Here is an 18,331-nt window from a genome sequence, read left to right as displayed (position 1 = left end):
GTGGGCGGGATCGGTCCTATGGCTGATGGGATTACCGCGCCATGAGGGGGATTGGAAGCATGGGATATCGAGCGCCTTTGGAGGACCACCGGCTCTTGATGCAGATGCTGGGCTTTGGCGAGCTCGCAAAAGGGCGCTTTGCCGAGGCCACGGCCGAGACCGCCGAGGCCGTCCTGACCGAGGCCGCGCGGCTCTCCGAAGAGATCCTCGCGCCCCTGAACCGTGCGGGCGACCTGCATCCTGCCCGGCTGGAGAACGGCGTGGTCCGCACCTCGCCCGGTTTTGCCGAGGGCTTCCGGGCCCTGGCCCAGGGCGGCTGGATCGGGATTGCCGCCGACCCCGTCCATGGTGGCATGGGCCTGCCGATGACCCTGGCCACTGCGGTCAACGAATTCACCGGCTCGGCCTGCCTGGCCTTGCAGCTCAATCCCCTGATGACGCAAGGACAAATCGAGGCGCTGGAGCATCACGCCAGCCCCGAGATCCAGGGCCTGTATATCCCCAGGCTCATCTCGGGCGACTGGACCGCCACGATGAACCTGACCGAGGCCCAGGCGGGCTCGGATGTGGGCGCGCTGCGGACCAGGGCGGAGCCCCTGGGCGACGGGACCTATGCCGTGACGGGTGAGAAGATCTTCATCACCTGGGCCGACAATGACTTTGCGAGCAACATCTGCCACCTGGTCCTCGCCCGCCTGCCCGATGCCGCTCCGGGGACCAAGGGCATCTCGCTCTTCATGGTGCCCAAGGTGATCCCGAACCCCGACGGCTCCCTGGGCGCGCGCAATGCCCTGCGCGTCGTCCGGCTGGAGCACAAGCTCGGCCTCCATGGCTCGCCCACCGCTGTCATGGCCTTTGACGGCGCCAAGGGCTGGATGATCGGTGAGCCCGGAAAGGGCATGGCCGCCATGTTCACCATGATGAACAACGCGCGGCTTGGGGTCGGCGTCCAGGGCGTCTCGGTGGCCGAGGCCGCCTGCCAGATGGCCGAGGACTGGGCCCGCGCCCGGGTCCAGGGCCGCACGGCCTATGGTGACGCCACGATCATCGGCCACCCCGATGTCCGCCGCATGCTGGCGGAGATGCGGGCCGAGACCTTTTCGGCCCGCGCCATCGCCTTGGCCTGCGCCATGGCCATCGACCGCGCCAAGCTCGGCGACAGCCCCGCCCGCGCGGCCTTCCTGACGCCCATCGCCAAGGCCTATGGCACGGAAACCGGCCACCATGTCGCGCAACTGGGCATCCAGGTCCATGGCGGCATGGGCTTCATCGAGGAGACCGGCGCGGCGCAACTGGCCCGCGATATCCGCGTGACGCTGATCTACGAGGGCACCAACGGCATCCAGGCGCTCGACCTCGTGGGGCGCAAGATGATGGACGAGGGCGCCGAGGCCCTCTCGCTCATCGCCGAGATGCGCGCCTCGGGCCATGCGGCGCTGACCCCGGCGCTGGAGGCCCTGGAGGCCGCCACCCACCACCTGCTGGCCCAATCCCCCCTGGACCGGGCCGGAGCGGCCACGGCCTATCTGCGCGCCTATGCCCAGGTCCTGGGGGCCTATTACCACCTTCAGGCGGCGGCCCTGGACCCCTCCCGCGCGGGCCTCGCGCGCTTTGTCACGGGCCGCCTTCTGCCCCGCCATGCGGCCTTCCTGGCCGAGGCGCGGGTGGGCTCTGCCGATCTTGACCCTTTCCCCGGCTGACCGGACGTGGCAGCGTCTGGCCAACTGGAGCCTGCCATGATCACCTATCCCTACGATGCGCCCGAGGGCTTTGCCGCCGTCGAGGTCGCCCCCGGCATCCGCTGGCTGCGCCTGCCGCTCCCCTGGGCGCTGGACCATGTGAATGCCTATGCGCTGGAGGACGCCCATGGCTGGACCCTGGTCGATACGGGCATCGATTCGAAACGGATGCGGGCGCATTGGCAGGGGATCCTGACCGTGACCCTGGGCGGCAAGCCCGTGACGCGCCTCATCGCCACCCATCACCACCCCGACCACATCGGCCTTGCCGGCTGGTTCCAGGGCCAGGAGGTCGAGCTTCTGACCTCGCGCACCGCCTGGCTTTACGCCCGGATGCTCACGCTGGACACCCAGCGCGACCTCTCGCCCGAGAGCCTGACCTTCCAGGCCCGCGCCGGGGTCGATCCCTCCACCCGCGGCGACCGTTTCGCCTTTTCCGATGTCGTGGCGCCCATGCCCCTGGGCTTCACAAGGCTGGAGGAGGGTGACTGGATCACGGCAGGCGGGCGGCGCTGGCAGGTGCGGCTGGGCCAGGGCCATGCGCCCGACCATGTGACGCTGTGGTCTGACGATGTGGTGATCATGGGCGACCAGGTCCTGCCCTCGATCTCGCCCAATATCGGCGTCTATCCGACCGAGCCCGAGGCCGACCCCCTGGGCGAATACCTCTCCACCCTTCAGCGGTTCGCGCCGCTCGCGGGGGATCAGCTGATCCTGCCCGGCCACCAGCGCCCGTTTTACGGCCTTGCCCCCCGGATCGAGGCCCTGATCGCGGAACACGAGGCGGGCCTCGACCGCCTCGCCGCCCATCTTTCGACCCCCCGCACCGCCGTTGGCTGCTTCCCCGCGCTTTACCGGCGCGAGATCACCCCGGGCGAGTTCGGGCTGGCCCTGGCCGAGACCCTGGCCCATCTGAACCGCCTTCGCGTCCTGGGCCGTGCCCAGCGGCGCCTGGGTCCGGATGGCGCCTTCGCCTGGTCGGCCTGATCCGACATATGCCTGTCGCATCGGCGCGTTACTTCTGCCCATGCCGAGGCGCCGAAGTGAACAGACCCCCGTGACAGGCCGCACCTTATCGGCTAGAGCCAATCCGAAGGCGGAAAGCGCCAGAACCAAGGGAAGGACCGAGAGATGAGCGACCACGTTCCGGGCAAGATGGACATCCGCGCACAGGAAAAGACCTTTGCGGGCTTCATCAAGATGATCATCTGGGGTTGTGTCGCCGTGACCCTGACCCTGATCGTGATGGCCCTGGCCAACGCCTGAGCCTCGCGGCCCCGCCCGGGGCCTGTCCTTTCCCCTCTCCGAAGGTTCCGCGATGTTGCGCCGCCTGATGCTCCTGGCCTTCGTGGCCCTGGTCTCCGCCTGCACGGCCGATCACAAATGGGCCAGCGATGCCGAGGTCGCGGCCGCCCGCCATGTCGCAGCCCCGCCCGCGACCGTGACGCTGATCACCTCGGTCAACAACCGCTCGGGCGAGGGCGCGCATTCCGGCCTCTTGATCTCGGGCAGCGAGCGGGTGCTTTATGACCCGGCCGGGTCCTGGACCCTGCCCGCCCCCTGGGCGCCCGAACGGGAAGACCTGCATTACGGCATGAACGACGCGGCCCTGGCCTCTTACATGACCTATCAAAGCGGCGAGATGTTCCGCGCCGTGGTCCAGACCGTCGAGGTCCCCGTCGAGGTCGCCGATGCCGTCATCGCGGCGGCGGTCCGCGAGGGCTCGGCCGGCAAGGCCTTCTGCGCCAATTCCATCGCCAGCGTGCTGCGCGATGTCCCGGGCTTCGAAGCGGTCAAGTCCACGATGTTCCCCAAGGCCCTCTCGCGCAGCTTTGCCGAGGTGCCCGGCGTCTCCGAGACGATCCATGCCGAGACCGGGGGCCGCGTGCGTCAGATCCCGGTGGCCACGGGCACCGGCATCCTGGCGCAGACCTGGGCCCGGGTCGGCTCCTGAGCCCCATGCGGATCGCGGGCCTCATCCTGGCGGGGGGGGAAAGCCGCAGGATGGGCCGCGACAAGGCCCTGGTGACCCTTGCGGGGCTGCCGATGATCGCCCATGTGATTGCGCGCCTCGACCCCCAGGTCGGGGCGCTGGCCATTTCGGCCAATGGCGACCCCGCGCGCTTTGCGGCTTTCGGCCTGCCGGTCCTGCCTGACGATGCGCCGATGGGTCCGCTCTCCGGCATCCTCGCCGGGCTGATCTGGGCCCGGTCGCAGGGCTTCACCGCCCTGGTCAGCGCGCCCTGCGACGGGCCGATCTTCCCGGGCGACCTCGTCCCGCGCCTGTGCCTGGCGTCCGAGGGCCACAACGGCGCCCTGGCCACGACGGAGGAGCTGCACCCGACCTGGGGCCTCTGGCCCGTCTCCCGGACCGAGGCCCTGGCCGCCTTCCTCGCCTCGGGCGCCAAGCCTCGCCTGCGCGATTTCGCTTCGGACGCGGGCCTGGCGCGCTGGCCCGAGGGCAGCTTTGCCAATGCCAACCGGCCCGAGGACCTCGGGCCCTTGGGCGCGCTGCTATGACCTTCGACCGCGTCATCGTGGTGGATTGGTCGGCGGCCAGCCGCCCCCACCCCACCCCGCGCAAGGATGCGGTCTGGATCGGCGTGACCGATGGCAAGACCGAGGCGCAAGAGTTCCACTCCACCCGCGCCAGCGCCGAGACCCGGTTGCAGGCGCTTGTGGCCGAGGGGCGCCGCGACCTCATCGGCTTTGACTTCCCCTTCGGCGCCCCCCTCGGCCTCGCCCATCGCCTGACGGGCACGGAAACGGCGCCCGCGCTTTGGGCCTGGCTGGCCGCGCGCATCACCGACGGGCCAAGGAACGCCAACAACCGCTTTCAGGTCGCGGCCGAGATGAACCGGACCCTCGGCGCCCCGGCCTTCTGGGGGCGCCCCGCGACCTGGGACATCGCGGGCCTCCCCACAAGGAAGCTCTGCGATTACAAGACCCTGGGCCTGGACGAGCACCGCGCCTGCGAGAAGAAATGGCCCGGCACCCAGCCCTTCTGGAAGCTCTTGGGCGCTGGCTCCGTCGGCTCCCAGGCCCTGATGGGCCTGCCCGTGATCCACCGCCTCTCCCAGTTGCCCGGCGTCACCGCCTGGCCCTGGGACGCCACGGGCCGCGTGGTCCTGGCCGAGGTCTGGCCCTCGGTCCTGGCCCCAAAGGTGCGCGCCGAGGCCGACCCGATCCCCGACCGCGCCCAGGTGAAGCTTCTGGCAAGGGCGCTCTGGGCCATGGGTGCGCTTCCGTCAGCGCCCTCGGATGCCGAGGGCTGGATTCTGACCCCGGGGCGCCCATGAGCGCCCATCTGCAACTGGGCCTGCCCTCCGCGCTCCGCCCCCAGGCGGCGGCGCTTTACTGGCAGGCCTTCGGGGCCAAGCTTGGCCGCGTCATGGGGCCCGAGCGCCGGGCGCTGGCCTACCTGGAACGGGTGATCCGCGAGGACCATGTCATCGTGGCGATCGACGGCGACCGGCTTCTGGGCCTGGCAGGCTTCCGCACCCCCCAGGGCAGCTTCGCCGTGGGCGAGCCCGCCGACCTGGTCGCCATCTACGGCAAATGGGGCGGCGCCTGGCGCGGCGCCCTGATGCGCCACCTTTCCTCCGAGGTCGACAATGTCAATTTCCTGCTCGACGGGCTCTGCGTGGCCGAGGGCCACCGCAGCCAGGGCCTCGGCGGCGCGCTGATGGGCGCCATCGCCGCCGAGGCGCGCCTGCGCGGCTATCCCGGCGTAAGGCTGGATGTGATCACGGAAAACACCCGCGCCCGCGCGCTTTACACCCGCCTCGGCTATGCCGAGACCAAGACCCAGGGCATCGGCCTCCTGCGCCCCTTCTTCGGCTTCTCCGCCGCCGTCACCATGGTGCGGCAGCTTTAGGCCCGAGGCCAGGGGCGAGACCCCTAACCTGAAGCCGGTTGGCGGAAGGCCAGAGGCAAGACCAAAACCTGAAGCCGGTTGGCCGCAGGCCAGAGGCGAGGCAAAATCTTGCGAAGCTCCGCTTAATTCAGGTCTTCCACCATGACGACACCCTGCATCGCCTTGATCGCCCCCTTGATCTGCGGCGTCACCGGGAATTGCCCCGGCAGGACCACATCGACCTCGTCCCCCTCGGGCCCGGGAACACACAGCGTCACCGAGGCCTTGGACCGCCCCTCGACCTTGGCCAGGAGGCTGGCCAGCGAGCCCACCGCCTCCACCTGGTTCAGATGCACCCGGATCGCCTGGGCGCCTGCGGCCTCCGCCACCCGCTCCACCGGCTCCGCGCCGCGACACAACAGCTTCAGGGTCTCCCCCTCCAGCGTCGCCTCGACGGTCAGGACGACATTGCGACCCGGCTCCAGGTTGTCCCGCGCGGCCTCCAGAGTGTCCGAAAACACCGTCACCTCGTAAAGCCCCGTGGGATCGGACAGGGACACGAAGGCAAAGCGGTTGCCCCGCGCCGATTTGCGTTCCTGCTTGGCACTGACCGAGCCCGCGATCTTGGCCACCATGGGGCCGCGCTCGGCCTCCCGCGTGATCTCGGTCAGGGTCTTGACCTGCTTGCGCCGCAGCGCCGGCATGTAATCGTCCAGCGGATGGCCCGAGAGATAGAAGCCCACCGCCTGGTGTTCATGGCCCAGGCGCTCGATGGGTTGCCAGTCATCGCGCCCCATCAGCCGCGGCTCGGGGATATCCGAGCCCGCCTCGCCGAACAGCGAGACCTGGTTGGACGCGCTCGCCTCATGCACCGCCGCCGAATAGGCCACCAGCGCATCGAGGCTCTCGAAGACCCGCGCCCGGTTGGGGTCCAGCGCGTCAAAGGCCCCGGCCCGCGCCAGCATCTCCAGGGGCCGCTTGCCCACCCGTTTCAGATCCACCCGCCGCGCAAAGTCGTAAAGCGTCGCAAAGGGCTTGTTCCCGCGCGCGGTGACGATCATCTCCATCGCCTCGACGCCCACGTTCTTCAAGGCGCCCAAAGCATAGACGACCTGACCGTCCCGGACCGTGAACTTGGCCAGCGAGGCATTGACCGAAGGCGCCACCGTCTTGATCCCCAGCTTGTCGACCTCGCGCTTGTAGACGGCGAGCTTGTCGGTCAGATGGATATCGCAGTTCATGACGGCCGCCATGAACTCGACCGGGTAATTGGCCTTCAGGTAAGCGGTCTGGTAAGACACCACCGCATAGGCCGCCGCATGGCTCTTGTTGAAACCATAGTTGGCGAATTTCTCCAGCAGGTCAAAGACTTCGCCCGCCTTCTTGACATCGATGCCATGGGTCTTGGCCGCCCCTTCGATGAACTTGGGCCGCTCCTTCGCCATTTCCTCGGCGATCTTCTTGCCCATGGCCCGGCGCAAGAGGTCGGCGCCGCCCAAGGAATAGCCCGCCATGACCTGGGCGATCTGCATCACCTGTTCCTGGTAGACGATGATGCCTTGGGTCTCTTTCAGGATCGGGTCGATGGTCGGATGCAAGGACTCGAGGTCCCGCAGCCCGTTCTTCACCTCGCAATAGACCGGGATATTCTCCATGGGGCCGGGGCGATACAGGGCCACCAGCGCCACGATATCTTCGATGCAGGTGGGCTTCATGCGCCGCAGCGCATCCATCATGCCGGTGGATTCGACCTGGAAGACCGCCACCGTCTTGGCCGAGGCGTAAAGCTCATAGGTCGGCTTGTCGTCCAGGGGAATCAGGCTGATATCCACCTCGACCCCGCGCAGCCGCAACAGGTCCAGCGCGTTCTGGATCACCGTCAGGGTCTTGAGCCCGAGGAAGTCGAACTTCACCAGGCCCGCCGCCTCCACCCATTTCATGTTGAACTGGGTGGCGGGCATGTCCGAGCGCGGGTCCTGATACAGAGGCACCAGCTGATCCAGCGGCCGGTCGCCGATCACCACGCCCGCGGCATGGGTCGAGGCATTGCGGTAAAGCCCCTCGATCTGCTCGGCATAGTTCAGAAGCCGCCCCACGATCTCTTCCTTCGCCGCCTCGCGCAGGCGCGGCTCATCGGCGAGCGCCTTGGTGATAGAGACGGGCTTCACCCCCTCCAGCGGGATCATCTTCGACAGGCGATCGACCTGGCCGTAAGACATCTGCAAGACCCGGCCCACATCGCGCACGGCGGCCTTGGAGAGCAGGGCGCCGAAGGTGATGATCTGCGCCACCTTGTCGCGACCGTATTTCTCCTGGACATAGCGGATCACCTCTTCGCGGCGGTCCATGCAGAAGTCGATGTCGAAGTCGGGCATCGAGACCCGTTCGGGGTTCAGGAAGCGTTCGAACAGAAGGGCGTAGCGCAGGGGATCAAGGTCGGTGATGGTCAGGACATAGGCCACAAGGCTGCCCGCCCCCGAGCCCCGCCCCGGCCCCACCGGGATGTTGTTCTGCTTGGCCCATTTGATGAAATCGGCCACGATGAGGAAGTAACCCGGAAAGCCCATCTTCTCGATGATGCCAAGCTCGAAGCGCAGGCGCTCTTCATAGACCTCGACCGGGGCGGCATGGGGAATGACCTTCAGACGGGCCGCAAGCCCCTCCCAGGCCTGGCGGCGCAGTTCTTCCACCTCGTCATCGGCGAATTTCGGCAGGATCGGCTTGCGCTTGGACGCGGCATAGGCGCAGCGGCGGGCGATTTCGACGGTGTTCTCCAAGGCTTCGGGCAGGTCGGCGAAAAGCGCCGCCATCTCGGCCTCGGACTTGAAATAGTGCTGCGGGGTCAGACGGCGGCGGGGCTGCGGCTGGTCCAGGTAGGCGCCCTCGGCAATGCAGATCAGCGCGTCATGGGCCTCGTACATGTCGGCCTTCGGGAAATAGACATCGTTGGTCGCCACCAGAGGCAGGCCAAGATCATAGGCCAGCGCGATCAACCCGGCCTCGGAGCCCGCCTCGGCCTGGGTCAGGGCCCCGCCCTCGCCCGGATGTCGTTGCAGCTCGATGTAAAGCCGGTCGCCAAAGGCGCGGCCCAGGCGTTCGGCCAGGGCGCGCGCCTTGGGCATGTGGCCCGCGCAGATCAGCTGCCCCAAGGGCCCCTCGGCCCCGCCGGTCAGCGCGATGATGCCCGTGGCATTGGCCTCAAGGTCTTCCAGCGTCACCTGCGGCAACTGCCCCCCCTTGTCGACGTAAAGACAGGTGTTGAGCCGCATGAGCCCCATATACCCCGCCTCGTTCTGGGCCAGGAGAACCATGGGCGCCGGAGGCCGCGCCTTTTCGCCCGGCGCCGGGGTCTCGCAGGCGACCGAGATCTGGATGCCGACGATGGGCTGCACGCCCTCGCCCATGGCGGTCACGCTGAACTCCAGCGCGGCGAACATGGCATTGGTGTCGGTGATGGCGATGGCGGGCATGTCCATCGCCTTGGCCATCTTGATCAGTTTCTTGACGGGAACCGCGCCTTCCAGGAGGGAGTGCTCGGTATGGGTGCGCAGATGGATGAATCGGGGGGCTGACATGGGTCCGACCCTAGCGCTGGCGAGGGCCGGGGGAAAGCCCCGGGGTATACCCCGGGCTACGCAAGCGCCACCAAAGCGGCAACCAGGGCCCCGCGCCGCGCGCGACCGGGACAGGGGGAAGCGCTCTCGCCCCGCCGCGTAGCCCGGGGTATACCCCGGGGCTTGCTGCGCCTGGCGCGGGCGGCTAGGCTGACCCCATGAAACCGATCTTCCTCCTCAATGGCCCGAACCTGAACCTGCTTGGCCAGCGCCAGCCCGAGATCTATGGGCGCGAGACCCTGGCCGATGTCGAGGCGCTTTGCACGCGGCTGGCGCAAAGCCTGGGGCATGAGCTGCGCTGTCACCAGTCCAACCACGAAGGCGCCCTGGTCGACCTGATCCAGGAAGCGCGGGTCGAGGGCTCGGCCATCATCATCAACCCCGGGGCCTATTCGCATACCTCCGTGGCGATCCTCGATGCGCTGAATGCTTTCGATGGGCCGGTGATCGAGGTCCATATCTCGAACATCCACAAGCGCGAGACCTTCCGGCATCATTCCTTCGTCTCCTCCCGCGCCGATGGGGTGATCGCGGGCTGCGGGACGCAGGGCTATATCATGGCGCTGCACCGGCTGGCGCATCTCCTGTCGGCCAAGTGAGCTTTCGCTGGCACAAGCAGGCCAGGCTCTTTGCGGGGGCGGAACTGCGCCCCCTTGGGTCCATCGCCGGAGCCCTGCCCGATGAGCCGCAGTCACTCTGCCATATCGGCGCCGAGGATTTCCGCATCGGCGGTGAGGGCGCGCCCATCGGGTTCGAGACCCTGACCGGTGGCACTTCCGGCGCCCCCCGCCGCATCCGCCGCACGGCCGAGAGCTGGCACGCCTCCTTCGCCGTCAATGCCGGGCTCTTTGGCATCGGACCGGGGGTCAGGACCGCGATCCTGGGGCGGCTTGTCCATTCGCTGGCGCTTTATGGCGCGCTGGAGAGCCTGCACCTCGGGGCCGCGCTGCATGTCCTGTCGCATCTGTCCCCCCGGGCGCAGGGGGCGGCGCTGGCCGGGATCGACCTGCTTTACGCCACGCCCGCCCAGTTGCGGCTGATCCTCGAGGCGCCGGGGCCGGAGCTTGGCCTGCGGACCCTGCTCGTGGGCGGGTCGAAACTGGACCCGGGCTTGCGGGCGCGCTGGCGCGAGAGGGCTCCTGCCTGCGTCCTCCACGAGTTCTACGGCGCCTCCGAGGCCTCCTTCATCACGCTGTCGGATGCCCAGACGCCCGAAGACTCGGTGGGGCGACCCTATCCCGGGGTCTCGTTGCGCATCGAAGACGGCGAGATCTGGGTCAAAAGCCGCTATCTCTTTACGGCCTATGCCTCTGATCCCGGCCCCGCGCGCTGGCACGGCGACTGGCTGGCCCTGGGCGAGCGGGGCCAGATGCGCGACGGCTTCCTTTACCTGCAAGGCCGCATGTCGCGCATGGTCAAGGTGGCCGACCAGGCGGTCTATCCCGAAGAGATCGAGGCCTTCCTTCAGGCCCTGCCCGGCGTCTCCCGCGCGGCGGTCACGCCCCTGCCCGATCCCTTGCGGGGCGCGCGGCTGGTGGCCCATGTCGTGGCCGAGCCCAGCGACGCCGCGCTTTTGACGGCGCTGCGCCAGGCCTTTGGCCCTCTGAAAGCCCCGCGCGAGATCCGCAGGCCCGCCACCTGGCCGCTGCTGCCCTCCGGCAAGACGGATCTGGGGGCGCTATGAGCTGGATCATCGCCGCCCGCCGCAGCCCGGTTGCGCCCTCTGGCGGGGCGCTGGCGGGGCTCTTGCCGCACGAACTGGCCGCCCCGGTGATCCGCGCGGCGCTGGAGGATGCGGGCATCGCCGCGGCAGAGGTCGACGAGTTGATCCTGTCCAATGCCCTGGGCGGCGGCGGCAATCCGGCGCGGATGGCCTCCCTGGCCGCTGGCCTGCCCGAGCGGGTGGGCGGCCTTTCCATCGACCGGCAATGCGTGGGCGGGCTGGATGCGATCCTCCTGGCCGATGCCCTGGTGCGCGCCGGCGCCCGGATCGTGGTGGCGGGCGGGGCCGAGAGCCACTCCCGCCGGCCCCATCGCCTGACGCGGCCCGGGGGGGTGGAATATGACCGCCCCGCCTTCTCGCCCTTCCCTTCCCGGGACCCTGACATGGCCGAGGCTGCCGCGCGGCTGGCGGCACAAATGGGCTATGGCCGGGAGACCTTGGACGCCTATGCGGTGGCCAGCCATGCCAAGGCCCTGGCTCACCCGCCAAGCGGTCTGTTGGCGATGGAGGGCCTTGACCGCGACGCCTTCACCCGCGCCCTGACGCCTGCGCTTGCGGCACGGGCCAAGGCGATCCATGGTCCGATCTCGGCGGCCAATGCGGCGGTTTCGGCGGATGGAGCAGCCTTTGTCGTCGTCTCACGCGATCCCATCGGGCCGCGTCCCGTGCGGCTGGTGGGCGGGGTCACCTTGGGCGCCGCGCCCGAAGACCCGGGGCTGGCGCCCTTGGCGGCCATCGCGGCGCTGGGGCCGCAGCGGCTGGACCGGATCGAGCTGATGGAGGCTTATGCGGCCCAGGCCATGGCGACCATCGAAAAGGCCGGGTTTGACCCCGGCCTTGTGAACCCCCAGGGCGGCGCCTTGGCGCGCGGCCATCCGATCGGCGCCTCGGGCGCGGTGCTGGCCGTCAGCCTCTATCACGGGCTGGAGGGCCTGGGTCTTGCGGCCATCGCGGCGGCCGGGGGCCTTGGGACGGCGCTGCTGTTTCAGAACTGAGCGGAAGCAGGCTCTTTCGCGCCCGCCACCAGGCCCGGACGCGCGCGGGCCAGCGCCGTGGTCACCAGGGCCGCCACCGCCGCCTTGATCACGTCACCCGGCACGAAGACCATGGCCGACCAGAAGGCCTCGGTCAGCGACAGGCCCGCCTTGGCCGCGATCCCCGGGATGCCGAAGAGATAGAGCGTGACGATCCCGCCAAAGACGGCGGCGTTGAAGGTCGCGACGGTCGAGACCTGCTTGCTCCAGGTCATCAGCCAGCCGGTGACGAAGGCCGCGACGGGAAAGCCCAGGAAAAAGCCCACCGAGGGCGAGGCGAGGGCGGCAAAGCCATTGCGGCCCCCGGCCAGGATCGGCAGGCCCAGAAGCGCCAGGGCCATGAAGAGAAGGACGGCCAGCGCCCCGCTGCGCGCGCCAAGCACCGTGCCGCAAAGCATCACGCCCAGGGTTTGCGCGGTGATCGGGACACCGAAGCCCATGTCGATCTTGGGAACAAAGCCCAGGGCCGCGATCAGGGCGGCAAAAAGGGCGATGCGGGCGAGGCTGCGTTCCATGGGGCTCTCCTGTTTGCCGTCGCTGGCTTAGCCGACCCCGCCCCTCGCGCGCAAGGCCTCTGCGACATGTTCGGCATCGTCCAGCGCCGCAAGGGTCACGGCAAAGACCAGCGCCCAGCCGATGCGGCGGCGCGAGCGGGCGGCCCAGGCCTGGGACAATTGCTCGGCCCGCAGCGACAGGACGGGGAGGAAGCGGATCATCAGCGCCATGGCAAGGGCCAGCCTTGCGGGCGGAACCAGGGGGGAAAGCGGCCGGGCCAGCCAGAGGAAGACCGCCTGCATGTCGGAAAGCCGGGTCGTCATCGTCACGAGGTTGGCCGCACCAAGCGCCGCGACCATCCGCAGGACGGCAATGACACCGGGCTCCGGCGTTCCCCGGAAGCCGTGCCAGGCCAGGATGACTGCGCCCACCCACAAAAGCGGCCGCAAGAGCCTGAGCCAGTCGCCGACCAGCCCCAGGGCTGTCGCCAGGGCCAGGGGCAAGGCCAGGCCAAGGGCGGTCAGGGTCACTCCCGGCAGGGCAAAGAGGATCAATGTGAAGAGGACGAGAAGCCCGAGCTTGACCCCGGCAGGCCAGTCATGCGCCCAGGTCTGGCGGCTAGAGGTCAGTGTCAGCATCGACCGCCCCCCGGCGCGCCATCTCGGCGCCGAATTCCGGCAGGACCTGGTCGGGCGCCCCATCGGCCCGCAGCCTGCCCTCCTCGAGCCACAGGACCCGCTGGCAGGCCTGAACCGCCTCGGGCGCATGGGAGATGGTGACCAGCCGCTGCGGCAGGGCGTCGAGCCTGCGGCGCAGGCGCGCCTGGGTGGGCAGGTCCAGCGCCGCGAAGGGCTCGTCCAGGAGGAGCCAGCGCGGCTGCATCAAGAGGACCGAGAGGAGGCAAAGATACTGCCGCTGGCCTTGCGAGAGGCTGTGGGTGGGCGCGTTCTCCCAATGCGCCCGGCCCTCGGCGGCAAGGGCGGCACGGGCGCGGGTCAGGGCCTGGGGTTTCGGGATGCCCTGCTGGATCAGGCCGAAAGCCAGTTCCTCGATCACGGTGGGGAAAAGGATCTGGTGGTCGGGGTTCTGGAACAGGATGCCCAGGGCCCCAAGCATGGCCTTGCGGTCGGAGGGCCTGGCGCCCTCGACCCTGAGGCTGCCGGAGGTCGGCGCCACAAGCCCCGCGATCAGCCGCAAAAGCGAGGTCTTGCCCGATCCGTTGCGGCCAATGAGCCCGATCCGCGGCTCGGTCAGATGCAGGGTGATCCCGGCCAGGACCGGCTTGCCCTGGAGGGTCAGGCTGACGTCTTGCAGGTGGATGCCGCTTTCCATGGGCCCCGGGTTAACGGGAAAAGGGCCCGGGGTCAAAGGGAGAGGGGGCGGGGCGGGGGCGGCAAACTTTCGCAGAAAACGCCGGGGAGGGGGGCGGATTTCCGGCGAGACTCCGATCTGGCGCGGGCGCAGAGTCCCCGCGGCGAACCGGTTTGGAGGAGGCCCGAGTTCTCGTGAAGATTCGGGTGCCCCACCTCACATCGCGCAGGCGCAGGCCTCGGCCAGGCGCTGGAAGCTCTCGGCCGTCAGGGCAACCCGGTCAAAGGGCTGGTGACCGGTGATCGGCGCGCGGGCGCCCTCGGCCAGGAAGCCCCTGTCCGCGATGGCAGCGGCCAGGGCATGGAGTTCGACAAGGGCCGGGGCGGGGCCCTGGGGCAGGCGCCCGGCCAGGGCTACGGCAAGCTGGTTGAAGATCTGCGGCTCGACCTCGGCCCTTGCATGGCTGCGCCGCGAGACCCTGGCCCAAAGGCTGGTCAGTTCCGTGAAATCCTGAAGCGCGGGCTCGGCCATGGCTCACCCTAGGCCGCAAGACGCCCGCCGCCAATCCGCCCAAATGGCGCCACAGTTTTTCCATAATCGCACCAATCGCCAACCGACCCGCGCGTCGACCGGGCGCCAGGAAAGGGGTGGCGGCTTTTTCGGCACAACCCTTGCGCGGGCCAAGCGGTTTACCGCCTCCGCAGCTTCTTGCCCTGCCCCCTTTCCTTTCTGCCCATTCCCCTGTATGGCCCCATCGTTCCACGAGATGCCCAATCAAAAAGGTGCCCGATGCAAGGCAGCGCCAATATCAACCTGATGATCAAGGCCGCCCGAAAGGCAGGCCGCTCGCTGGTCAAGGATTTCCGCGAGGTCGAGAACCTCCAGGTCTCGACCAAGGGGCCGGGGGAATTCGTCTCCAAGGCCGACCGCGAGGCGGAGCGGATCATCCGCGAGGACCTGATGGAGGCGCGGCCGAATTACGGCTGGGTGGGCGAGGAATCGGCGCCCGTCGAGGGCACGGACCCGACGCGGCGCTGGATCGTCGATCCGCTGGACGGGACGACGAACTTCCTGCACGGCCTGCCGCATTGGGCGATTTCCATCGCGCTCGAGCACAAGGGCGAGATCGTCGCGGGCGTCATCTTCGACGCGGCCAAGGACGAGATGTTCTGGGCCGAAAAGGGCTCGGGCGCCTGGATGAACGACCGGCGCCTGCGGGTCTCGGGGCGCAAGTCGATGGCCGAGGCGGTGTTTGCGACCTCGGTGCCCGCGATCTCCAAGCGCACCCTGCCCGGCACGATCGCCGATTTCGCCCGGCTGATGCCGCAGGTGGCGGGGGTGCGCGAATGGGGCGCGGCGGCGCTGGACCTGGCCTATGTCGCGGCGGGGCGTTTCGACGGCTTCTGGGAGCGCGAGCTGAAGATCTGGGACATGGCGGCGGGGCTCTTGCTGGTCAAGGAAGCCGGTGGTTTCGTCGAGAGCATCCGCGAGGGCATGGCGCCTTTCGAACATGGGTCCGTGCTGTGCGCCAATGGCGAGATCTTCGACAGCTTCGCCAAGGTGATCCGCAACGACTGAGGCCATTGGCAGGTCAGAAGCGCGCCGGTTCCGCAAGGGGCCGGCGCTTTGCTTTGGTGGCACGGGGAACCAAAGGAGCGGCTGCGCCGCATTCCTTTGCCTCGCCTCTGGGGCTGAAGCCCCAACCGGCTCGAGATTTGGAACCTGCGCCCCAGGCCCATGCCGCGCTGCCCTTTTGCCCAGGCTTGGGGCCTCCTCCCAGGCGCAAGGGGCCAAGGGACCGCCACCACAGTCGGCGGAGCCCAAGTTTCCGGAAAGAGCGCAACCCTGCAGTCGGCAGGGCCCTCCCGCAGTCGGCAGGGCCCAAGCCTCCACGGGCGCGCTGACCTTGCAGTCGGCAGGGCCTGCTCAGGACAGCGCCGCCGCCCTCACCCACCAACCGGGGCGGGTCAGGGACAGGGCTGCGGACTTTGCCGCCTCCGCCTCGGCGAAAAGCCCAAAGCAGGTGGCGCCTGAACCCGACATGCGCGCCAGAAGACAGCCCTCTTGCGCGGTGAGCGCGGCCAGCACCTCGGAAATCCCGGGCCGCAGGCGCAGGGCGGCAGGCTCCAGGTCGTTGCGCGTCCTCGCCAGCCAGGCGGCCAGCGCAGCCACATCGACGAAGCGGGGGATACCGGCCAGGGGCGGGTTCTCGCGCGAGGTCAGGGCGCGGAAGACCTCGGGCGTCGATATGCCGAAGCCCGGGTTCACCAGGACCAGATGCGCGGGGGGAAGGGTCACCGGGGTCAGGTCCTCGCCAATGCCGCGCATCCGTGCGGGGCTTCCCGCCAGGCAGACAGGCACATCGGCGCCGAGGCCCAGGACCGCGCCCGCTTCGGGCAGCGGAACGCCGTGGAGCTCGGCCAGGGCCAGGAGCGTCGCCGCCGCATCGGCCGACCCCCCGCCGATGCCCGAGGCCAGGGGCAAGTGTTTCTCCAGCACGATGGCCGCCGAAGGCATCAGCCGGGCAGCGCGCAGGACCAGGTTGTCCTCTCCCGCCGTCAGGCCCGCGCCCATCGGGCCCGTGACTTTCAGCGACAGGTCTTCGGCACGTGCGACGCGGATCACATCCCCGACCTCGGCGAAGCAGACCAGCGAATCGAGCAGGTGATAGCCATCCCCCCGCCGCCCCGTCACATGCAGCGCCAGGTTGATCTTGGCCCGCGCCAGGCGCGAAACCTCAGCCGCCATTCTTGGCTTCATCCGCCATGACCGCATCGAGCCCCTTTTCCAGCTTCAGCCGGATCCGCGCCGCATCCTTCTCGGTCGGAGAAAACGACAGCGCCCGGTGCCATTGATACTCGGCCTCGCGCTTGCGCCCCACCATCCAGTAGATGTCGCCCAGGTGATCGGTCACCACCGGATCGACCGGCATCAGCAAAGAGGCCGCCTCTTGCGGCACCACGGCCTTGTCATATTGCCCGAGCCGGAAATAGGCCCAGGCCAGGCTGTCGAGGATATAGCCCTGGTCCGGCGCGGCCCGAACCGCGCGGCGCAGCATGTCCAAAGCGCGGTCCAGGTTCTCGCCCCGGTCGACCCAGGAATAACCCAGCTCGTTCAAGAGGCGCGGCTCGTCGGGGGCGAGCGTCAGGGCGAACTCCAGGTCCTTTTCGGCCGAGGCCCAGTCGCCCTCGACCTGCGCACAGCCCGCGCGGCGGTAGTAAAGCGGCCAGTCGCCGGGGCCGGGTTCTGCCAAGGTGGCAATCGCATCGCCATAGGCCAGGATGGCCAGGTCGCATTTCTCCTGTGCCCGCAGCGCATCGCCCAAGGAGGCCAGGATCGTCCGATCGGCCGGGTGGCGCTTGGAGAGCGCGGTCAGAAGCTCCACCGCCTGTTCGGGGCGCTTGGCCTGGATCGCGGCATTGGCCTGACCCAGGACGGCCGAGATCGCGGCCGGGTCGTTTTCGGGCACGGCGGCAAAGGCCTCGATGGCCAGGTCATGCTGGCCCATCTCGTCCAGGATGCGGGCCACCATCAACTGCGCCTCGACATGGTCGGGGCGCAGGCCCGCCGCGATGCGGGCCGACAGCAAGGGCGAGAGAAGGTCGTTCTCGTCGGTGGTCAGCGTGGCCCAGGTGAAGAAAGCCTCGGCCAGGCCCTCACGCGCATTGCGGGCGATGTCGAAGGGGATGGGCTCTCCGGCCGCTGCCCGGCGGCGCAGGTCTTCCATGCCGGGATCGAGCACCAGGCCGAAGCGCTTGTCGATCAGCGCCACGGCCTCCGGCCCGCGCTCGAGCTGGCTCAGGACCTGGACCTGGGCGATGATGCCACGCCGCAGGCCGGAGACTCCCTCGGCCCCGGGGTCGGAGAAGAGCTTCTGCGCGCCCTCGAAATCGCCGGTCTGTGCGAGCGCCAGGGCCTTGTGATAGAGCCACATCGCCGTGGGACCACCGCTTTCGGCGATCATCTTGTCGAAAGTGACCGAGGCTTCGGACATCTTGCCCTCGCCCACCTTTGCCCAGGCGCCGATCAGCAGGTCAAGAAGCGGGAAGATCTGCCGCCCCTTGTCCTGCTCGGTCAGCATCTGGCGGTAATCGTCCTTCATCGCCAGGTCAGCCAGGTAAGCCAGGTTGGTGATCTGGCTTTGATGGCCCGCCTTTTCCATCGCCTGGGCATAGGCGCCCGCCTGATCGAGGTGGCCCATGGCGAGCTCTGCCGCGATGGCGCTTTCCAAAAGGTCGGGGTTGGCCGGGTCGGCGGCAATTGCCGCACGGAACCATTCGACGGCGGCCGGGAAATCGTCCTGCGACATGGCCGAGCGCGCGGCGAGATAGGCCCCGGCGCCGCCCCGGTCGGGGCCCGGGGTCTGGGCCAGGGCGCTGCCCGCCCAGACGCCATGCGCGCCAAGCGCCAAGGCCAGGACGGAGGCAAGGTGAAAGGCGCGGCGCGGGGTAAGCGGCATCGGGGTCTCCTCCATGGGCTCAGGCTAGAGGGCGGCGCGGCAGGTTGCAAGGAAGGGCCCGGGGGTTGCGCCCCCGGGCCAGCGGAATTCCCTGCAAATT

At 69.0% G+C, this 18,331-nt stretch carries 18 protein-coding genes; 11 read left to right on the top strand and 7 right to left on the bottom strand.

The window, feature by feature from the left end:
* The first annotated feature begins 59 nt into the window (after nt 1–59).
* The 7 genes from GV832_RS05305 (at nt 60) to GV832_RS05275 (ending at nt 5,616) form a co-directional block, all read left to right on the top strand.
* Nucleotides 60–1,700, top strand: a complete 1,641-nt coding sequence (locus GV832_RS05305) for an acyl-CoA dehydrogenase family protein (protein WP_168773798.1) — start codon at nt 60–62, stop codon at nt 1,698–1,700.
* Nucleotides 1,701–1,736: 36 nt separating this feature from the next.
* The gene (locus tag GV832_RS05300; RefSeq protein ID WP_168773797.1) at nt 1,737–2,726 is read left to right on the top strand and encodes an MBL fold metallo-hydrolase; all 990 of its coding nucleotides are present in this window, start codon (nt 1,737–1,739) and stop codon (nt 2,724–2,726) included.
* 144 nt (nt 2,727–2,870) lie between these two features.
* Nucleotides 2,871–3,005, top strand: coding sequence for an aa3-type cytochrome c oxidase subunit IV (locus GV832_RS05295; RefSeq protein ID WP_168773796.1), 135 nt, complete (start codon nt 2,871–2,873; stop codon nt 3,003–3,005).
* A 52-nt stretch (nt 3,006–3,057) separates the two neighbouring features.
* Nucleotides 3,058–3,693, top strand: coding sequence for a hypothetical protein (locus tag GV832_RS05290; RefSeq protein ID WP_168773795.1), 636 nt, complete (start codon nt 3,058–3,060; stop codon nt 3,691–3,693).
* A gap of 5 nt (nt 3,694–3,698) precedes the next feature.
* Complete coding sequence (gene mobA / locus GV832_RS05285) at nt 3,699–4,259, top strand: molybdenum cofactor guanylyltransferase MobA (protein WP_168773794.1); 561 nt, start codon at nt 3,699–3,701, stop codon at nt 4,257–4,259.
* A complete protein-coding gene (locus GV832_RS05280) occupies nt 4,256–5,038 on the top strand; it encodes a molybdopterin guanine dinucleotide synthesis (RefSeq protein ID WP_168773793.1) in 783 nt (260 codons plus the stop codon). Before mobA ends, GV832_RS05280 begins: the two co-directional genes overlap by 4 nt.
* Nucleotides 5,035–5,616 carry a GNAT family N-acetyltransferase gene (locus GV832_RS05275; RefSeq protein ID WP_168773792.1) on the top strand — a complete coding sequence of 194 codons (582 nt, stop codon included), beginning with the start codon at nt 5,035–5,037 and terminating at the stop codon, nt 5,614–5,616. Before GV832_RS05280 ends, GV832_RS05275 begins: the two co-directional genes overlap by 4 nt.
* 122 nt (nt 5,617–5,738) lie before the next feature.
* On the opposite strand, the gene dnaE is transcribed toward GV832_RS05275, so the two are convergent.
* The gene (dnaE, locus tag GV832_RS05270) at nt 5,739–9,170 is read right to left on the bottom strand and encodes a DNA polymerase III subunit alpha (protein ID WP_168773791.1); all 3,432 of its coding nucleotides are present in this window, start codon (nt 9,168–9,170) and stop codon (nt 5,739–5,741) included.
* A gap of 197 nt (nt 9,171–9,367) precedes the next feature.
* On the opposite strand from dnaE, the gene aroQ reads away from it, so the two are divergent.
* Genes aroQ through GV832_RS05255 form a run of 3 tightly spaced genes read left to right on the top strand, consistent with a single transcriptional unit; the run spans nt 9,368 to nt 11,927 of the window.
* On the top strand, nt 9,368–9,808 hold the full coding sequence (aroQ, locus tag GV832_RS05265; RefSeq protein WP_168773790.1) for a type II 3-dehydroquinate dehydratase: 441 nt from the start codon (nt 9,368–9,370) through the stop codon (nt 9,806–9,808).
* Nucleotides 9,805–10,893: an AMP-binding protein gene (locus GV832_RS05260; protein WP_168773789.1), complete on the top strand. Its 1,089-nt coding sequence runs from the start codon at nt 9,805–9,807 to the stop codon at nt 10,891–10,893. The genes aroQ and GV832_RS05260 overlap by 4 nt, the downstream gene beginning before the upstream one ends.
* Entirely contained in the window at nt 10,890–11,927 is a 1,038-nt protein-coding gene (locus tag GV832_RS05255) for a thiolase family protein (RefSeq protein ID WP_168773788.1), read from the top strand. Before GV832_RS05260 ends, GV832_RS05255 begins: the two co-directional genes overlap by 4 nt.
* Here the strand turns inward: GV832_RS05255 and GV832_RS05250 are convergent.
* The 4 genes from GV832_RS05250 to GV832_RS05235 all read right to left on the bottom strand — a co-directional run bounded on the left by GV832_RS05250 (nt 11,918) and on the right by GV832_RS05235 (nt 14,303).
* Nucleotides 11,918–12,481, bottom strand: coding sequence for a biotin transporter BioY (locus GV832_RS05250; protein ID WP_168773787.1), 564 nt, complete (start codon nt 12,479–12,481; stop codon nt 11,918–11,920). The two genes, GV832_RS05255 and GV832_RS05250, sit on opposite strands and share 10 nt — an antisense overlap.
* A 27-nt stretch (nt 12,482–12,508) precedes the next feature.
* Nucleotides 12,509–13,099: an energy-coupling factor transporter transmembrane component T gene (locus GV832_RS05245; RefSeq protein WP_168773786.1), complete on the bottom strand. Its 591-nt coding sequence runs from the start codon at nt 13,097–13,099 to the stop codon at nt 12,509–12,511.
* Nucleotides 13,080–13,793, bottom strand: coding sequence for an energy-coupling factor ABC transporter ATP-binding protein (locus GV832_RS05240; RefSeq protein ID WP_168773785.1), 714 nt, complete (start codon nt 13,791–13,793; stop codon nt 13,080–13,082). The genes GV832_RS05245 and GV832_RS05240 overlap by 20 nt, the downstream gene beginning before the upstream one ends.
* A gap of 195 nt (nt 13,794–13,988) precedes the next feature.
* Nucleotides 13,989–14,303: a hypothetical protein gene (locus GV832_RS05235; RefSeq protein WP_168773784.1), complete on the bottom strand. Its 315-nt coding sequence runs from the start codon at nt 14,301–14,303 to the stop codon at nt 13,989–13,991.
* A 258-nt stretch (nt 14,304–14,561) separates the two neighbouring features.
* Here GV832_RS05235 and GV832_RS05230 point away from each other — a divergent pair, with 258 nt between their 5' ends.
* The gene (locus tag GV832_RS05230; protein ID WP_168773783.1) at nt 14,562–15,350 is read left to right on the top strand and encodes an inositol monophosphatase family protein; all 789 of its coding nucleotides are present in this window, start codon (nt 14,562–14,564) and stop codon (nt 15,348–15,350) included.
* Between the two features lie 348 nt (nt 15,351–15,698).
* Here the strand turns inward: GV832_RS05230 and GV832_RS05225 are convergent, their stop codons facing one another.
* Nucleotides 15,699–16,520, bottom strand: coding sequence for a 4-(cytidine 5'-diphospho)-2-C-methyl-D-erythritol kinase (locus GV832_RS05225; RefSeq protein ID WP_168773782.1), 822 nt, complete (start codon nt 16,518–16,520; stop codon nt 15,699–15,701).
* Nucleotides 16,510–18,231, bottom strand: a complete 1,722-nt coding sequence (locus tag GV832_RS05220; RefSeq protein WP_168773781.1) for a tetratricopeptide repeat protein — start codon at nt 18,229–18,231, stop codon at nt 16,510–16,512. Before GV832_RS05220 ends, GV832_RS05225 begins: the two co-directional genes overlap by 11 nt.
* Between the last annotated feature and the right edge of the window lie 100 nt (nt 18,232–18,331).

This window comes from Stagnihabitans tardus (genome assembly GCF_009925085.1).
GTDB classification, from domain to species: Bacteria; Pseudomonadota; Alphaproteobacteria; order Rhodobacterales; family Rhodobacteraceae; genus Stagnihabitans; species Stagnihabitans tardus.
This window is presented reverse-complemented; position numbering and strand designations above follow the sequence as displayed.

Bases quoted from the DNA above. Each gene is read 5' to 3' on its own strand.
- GV832_RS05250 (WP_168773787.1), bottom strand. From the start codon at position 12,481: ATGGAACGCAGCCTCGCCCGCATCGCCCTTTTTGCCGCCCTGATCGCG.
- GV832_RS05305 (WP_168773798.1), top strand. From the start codon at position 60: ATGGGATATCGAGCGCCTTTGGAGGACCACCGGCTCTTGATGCAGATG.
- GV832_RS05225 (WP_168773782.1), bottom strand. From the start codon at position 16,520: ATGGCGGCTGAGGTTTCGCGCCTGGCGCGGGCCAAGATCAACCTGGCG.
- GV832_RS05230 (WP_168773783.1), top strand. From the start codon at position 14,562: ATGCAAGGCAGCGCCAATATCAACCTGATGATCAAGGCCGCCCGAAAG.
- GV832_RS05255 (WP_168773788.1), top strand. From the start codon at position 10,890: ATGAGCTGGATCATCGCCGCCCGCCGCAGCCCGGTTGCGCCCTCTGGC.
- GV832_RS05295 (WP_168773796.1), top strand. From the start codon at position 2,871: ATGAGCGACCACGTTCCGGGCAAGATGGACATCCGCGCACAGGAAAAG.
- GV832_RS05235 (WP_168773784.1), bottom strand. From the start codon at position 14,303: ATGGCCGAGCCCGCGCTTCAGGATTTCACGGAACTGACCAGCCTTTGG.
- GV832_RS05290 (WP_168773795.1), top strand. From the start codon at position 3,058: ATGTTGCGCCGCCTGATGCTCCTGGCCTTCGTGGCCCTGGTCTCCGCC.
- GV832_RS05300 (WP_168773797.1), top strand. From the start codon at position 1,737: ATGATCACCTATCCCTACGATGCGCCCGAGGGCTTTGCCGCCGTCGAG.
- GV832_RS05240 (WP_168773785.1), bottom strand. From the start codon at position 13,793: ATGGAAAGCGGCATCCACCTGCAAGACGTCAGCCTGACCCTCCAGGGC.
- mobA (WP_168773794.1), top strand. From the start codon at position 3,699: ATGCGGATCGCGGGCCTCATCCTGGCGGGGGGGGAAAGCCGCAGGATG.
- GV832_RS05220 (WP_168773781.1), bottom strand. From the start codon at position 18,231: ATGCCGCTTACCCCGCGCCGCGCCTTTCACCTTGCCTCCGTCCTGGCC.
- GV832_RS05275 (WP_168773792.1), top strand. From the start codon at position 5,035: ATGAGCGCCCATCTGCAACTGGGCCTGCCCTCCGCGCTCCGCCCCCAG.
- GV832_RS05280 (WP_168773793.1), top strand. From the start codon at position 4,256: ATGACCTTCGACCGCGTCATCGTGGTGGATTGGTCGGCGGCCAGCCGC.
- dnaE (WP_168773791.1), bottom strand. From the start codon at position 9,170: ATGTCAGCCCCCCGATTCATCCATCTGCGCACCCATACCGAGCACTCC.
- aroQ (WP_168773790.1), top strand. From the start codon at position 9,368: ATGAAACCGATCTTCCTCCTCAATGGCCCGAACCTGAACCTGCTTGGC.
- GV832_RS05245 (WP_168773786.1), bottom strand. From the start codon at position 13,099: ATGCTGACACTGACCTCTAGCCGCCAGACCTGGGCGCATGACTGGCCT.